Source organism: Dyadobacter sp. (assembly GCF_051859145.1).
GTDB lineage: Bacteria > Bacteroidota > Bacteroidia > Cytophagales > Spirosomataceae > Dyadobacter.
Genome location: NZ_JBHYGF010000379.1, coordinates 18,663 through 22,787 on the forward strand (window position 1 = coordinate 18,663; position 4,125 = coordinate 22,787).

At 37.3% G+C, this 4,125-nt stretch carries 4 protein-coding genes; 1 reads left to right on the top strand and 3 read right to left on the bottom strand.

Annotated features, from left to right (window positions below; translation table 11 throughout):
- Positions 1 to 753 (top strand): SOS response-associated peptidase (locus ACTIE6_RS19600; RefSeq protein ID WP_439558259.1); only part of this gene is annotated, 753 nt, incomplete at its 5' end.
- Between the two features lie 66 nt (positions 754 to 819).
- Here the strand turns inward: ACTIE6_RS19600 and ACTIE6_RS19605 are convergent.
- The 3 genes from ACTIE6_RS19605 to ACTIE6_RS19615 form a co-directional block, all read right to left on the bottom strand.
- On the bottom strand, positions 820 to 1,866 hold the full coding sequence (locus ACTIE6_RS19605) for a DNA helicase UvrD (RefSeq protein WP_439558260.1): 1,047 nt from the start codon (positions 1,864 to 1,866) through the stop codon (positions 820 to 822).
- The gene (locus ACTIE6_RS19610; RefSeq protein ID WP_439558261.1) at positions 1,851 to 3,410 is read right to left on the bottom strand and encodes an ATP-dependent nuclease; all 1,560 of its coding nucleotides are present in this window, start codon (positions 3,408 to 3,410) and stop codon (positions 1,851 to 1,853) included. The genes ACTIE6_RS19605 and ACTIE6_RS19610 overlap by 16 nt, the downstream gene beginning before the upstream one ends.
- Positions 3,411 to 3,439: 29 nt before the next feature.
- On the bottom strand, positions 3,440 to 4,125 hold a 686-nt coding region (locus ACTIE6_RS19615; RefSeq protein WP_439558262.1), incomplete at its 5' end, for a HEPN domain-containing protein.

Sequence of the window (4,125 nt, forward strand, 5' to 3'; positions counted from 1 at the left end):
GTAGAGATAAATAAAATCGACGTTCCTTACTTAAATATTGAGGTTATGTGCTACCATGTGTCGAATGAAAGTGATGTTGAAACTTTGAAAGCCGAGTTCAAACTTCCTGTTGACAAGCTTGAACAGTTCAAAAAGAGGTATGACTTCAATGGCTTTGAAAAGCCATTTTTGCCGGTGATGACCACTCCGAGGTCGCTTGACTTATATAGGTGGAGACTAGTGCCAACGAATGTAACGGACGAGAAGGCATTCAAATTCAACACGCTTAATGCAACCAACTATGACTTATTCAACCGGGATAAAATGTGGTGGAAGTATGCGAAGCATAATCGTTGCCTGGTACTATGTACAGGGTTTTTCGAGCCGCACTACCCGGATTTGAACAACAAGAAGAGCTACGAGTCCTGGTACATCAAGCCTTTGGAAAAGAAATTCTTCGCAATGGGAGCTATTTACTCGACCTGGAAGGGAATGAACACTTTTGCAATTGTGACACAGGATGCGAGCCCAATGATTGGTGCGATACACAATGATGGTAAGCGGCAGCCTCTGATATTGAAAGGTGACGCCGCGCTATCCTGGATGATCCCGGGCTTGACGGAAAATGAGATTATGGATTTGACTTACTTTCAGTATCCGGATAACAAGCTTTCTGCGTATCGGGTTATTGATGGAGTTTACAGCAATCAGATTGATACCAACTTGCCTCAGGTTTTGGATCCGTATGGACATCCGCTGAGGAGGGCGGCTTAGTGCGAGTCTTTAAAAATTCTTGTAAATGTCGAGTTCGAAGGTATGTGGCGCGAATACTCCTTTAATCTAAGCTTGTTTGTCGACGCCTTTTCTGTAGATTTTCGCGAACTTACTTGGCAAGAAATAAAGGTCATTTTTAGCCCTGGTGCAAGCAACATAGAATTTGTTTTTGGTGATAGGTTTTAGCTCTCTTAATTTTCCTTTGTTAAATAGTTTTAAAGCTTCATCGCCTAAAATAACGCAGACGTTCTCATATTCAAGTCCTTTGCACCCTCCCCAGTTTTCAGAAACGCATTCATAATTATAATGTTCTTTTGAAAAAAGCTTGGTAATGCCTGAGTCCATCAAAACCTTATCTGCTTCACTTTGTGTAGAAATGACTATAATGTTAGATGTTCGTGCATATTGAGAGTAGATTTCTATTCCAACATTTTCTCTCACAAAGTCGCACACAGTTTTTGTGCATCTTCTACTATTTATTAACGTAGTATCATCCAGCGTCACACCAGCCTTGTCAAAGATGCGCTTATATTTGATGAAATTTTGATATAGGTTAATATTTACTTGTCCATCATTGCTAGTATTGAAAGTATGTTGAAAAAAATCACCTACCATGAGCATCTTTATTTGAGATTTTGCGACATCTATCAGAAGGTTAAAGTCATGTCCGCCAAAATCTTGAACTTCGTCAACTAAGATACAATCGTAGTATTTTTCAAGTCGTTTGCTAATAAGTGCCATTGTATTTTTTTCAACCAATAACTTGCTCAATCTATTGTGATATAATAGCCTACCTTTGGTGATATAAAACGAATCATTTGATCTTCGCAAATTATACGTTTGCGGTGGTGGCAATTTCCAATATATTCCTTTTGCCTTTAAATCTGATGACAGATATGGCTTGTAACAAAATGAATACAAAAAATTGAAAAAAGATTTTATTTTTATGTTAGCTGGAAGGTAACCAAACTTTGAAATTATGCTTTTGCTAATGCAATCTATATTGTTAATAGTGTAAGCCAATATTAGAAATCGATCAGTATCATTTAATTGTTCGATAATATGATAGGTCTTGCCTGATCCGGCGCATGCCAATATTAATTTTTTATCCATGTTAACGCATTGTTAATATAGGCAGGCACGACCAAGCTACTCGCTATATCGAGCAGTTTAAAGGCGGCCTCGGCTTTGTTTTTTAACATATATTCTAGTGCAGACAAGCTCTTTCTATTTGCTCCAAAAAGTTTTTCACACGCCTCAGTATTATCCTGGAACAGACAGACTTCAAAAGTATTTCTAGTATTATCAGTGTCGAAAAATATCGATATGTTAGGTTTACTATAATCCGCGTAGTTTTCAACGCAGTTTCGCTCATAATTTTTGTCATTATCTCGGATAACTGCTGTCTTTATATTGAGTATCGTAGCAATATCTAAATAGCGCTTAAAACTTGTTCCTCCAACGGAAATGACATGTACACCATATTCGTCTATACTTTCGCCAAAGGACTTTTCGAAAAAAGCAGTCAGTAGTAGATATTCAGCATCACCCTCAACTAAAATTACCTTACTAGACAGGATAAATTCTAAAATATTGTTATCCGGCGCTTTTACAAAAAACTTAGCAGTATCCTCGGGTAGCGATTCCAGTCTAGTAGAACAAATACTTGTGCTATTAAGCAGTATGGATTTTCGAAGATCGAGTCTCGTGCTAATCATATCGCTGTGCGTAGCGATAAATATCTGTTTGTCATTTGTCCTTCTGATGCTCTGGATTAAAAGTCTGACATTCGCATGGCTAAGATGGTTCTCTGGCTCTTCCAAAAGGACGAGTTCGAGATCGTTGGATTTTCTGCTAAGTGCGAGTTCCGTCTTAATAAAACACTGTTTTCCTTTGCCTTTATTATCAATAGATATATCACCCTCAAAAATTGTGAGATCAGCTTCTAAGTTTGATTTTGAGTTAGATTTGATCGCAAACTTGTATTTGCCTAGCCTTTCATTAAGCTCTTTAAATGAATAATTTTTAAAATTCTCCTTATGAGATCTATATTCGTGTTGATGTTTGTATTTCTCTAATGAAGTAGTAACCGAGCTGTTGTAAATATCCTTGATATATTCCCTCATGGCATATTCGCTGCTCACCTGTGAGTTGTCTATCAAAATGTGCTTGATGTGCTTTTTGTAGGAAGAATACGATTGGTCAGCAAAAGTTTTGAAGTTTATAGAATAGTATTCAAAAGGGAATATACAGTTTTCTTCTTGTAATATCCGTTTGATATCAGAAGAGTAATCAGCATTTGGCTCACATACCATAGTTAGTCCATCAAGCTCTTTTTTATCACTATTTATTTTGCCGTTTGTCTCTTCGTTGTTTTGCTCATTTAGAAATATTTCTATTTTTAGAACAGGAAGATCGCTGTATTTTTTGTCAGAATTCAAAAATGCACTTACAACTTTTGTATTGAATAGATAATCAAGACCTATTGATTCTACTTTTTTTCTGCTGCCGCTAAGTACGATATCTATGGCTGTCAAAATCGAACTTTTTCCTGCTTCATTGTCACCTATTAAAAGATTTATTTGATCGTCAAATATCTCTTCAAATTGTATGTAACGTTTGAAATTGGTCAGTTTTATTTTGGTTATACTTTTCATTTGTCAACCTAATTTACATTGGATAATAATCAATTAGTAAGCCGCATAATCCGCTCCTTACAAATCTGCTCTGTCAATGTTTTTAAAAGACTGACTCGACTCCCCAAATACTCCAACTCCGCCTTCTCAATCTTGTAATTCCTGTTATACCTCGCATCGATATACGCCTTTTTAAGAAGTACAAACAACCGCTTTTCCTCCTCAGTCGTCATCGAAAAAACAGTCGCAAATTCTGCATGTTGCTTAACGACCTGATTTCCTAAAATTTCAATGTCATGGATTCGCGGCTTGTAATCTGTGAAAACAAGGAGGATAGCTGAATAAAATCTTTCCGTGGTTTGATGTAAGAGAAAGGCAGCTTCCTTGTAATTCGCCCGGTTGAAGGTATCCTGGTAACTGAGAAAGAAATTTGATGCACTTTCAAACCAATGCTCGAATTCCTCAGTCGATTTTTCTACCCGTTGTGCCGCATTTAGAGCTTTGGGCTGGGATAAGGAGAATTTCCCGGAATCAAAAAGCATGATTCCTTCGTTAAGGATATCTACAAAGAAGTAGTAATTGCGCTCGATCTTGTCATTTACAAAACCAATGCTGTGATAGATAATGCTGGTTCGCGTAATGTCCTCATTGGCCATCAGTTCCTCATCCAGCTCACGCGATTTCTTGACTTGCTTGGCGGAATTTTTGTCCTTGGTGACGATCAGAATGTCAAAAT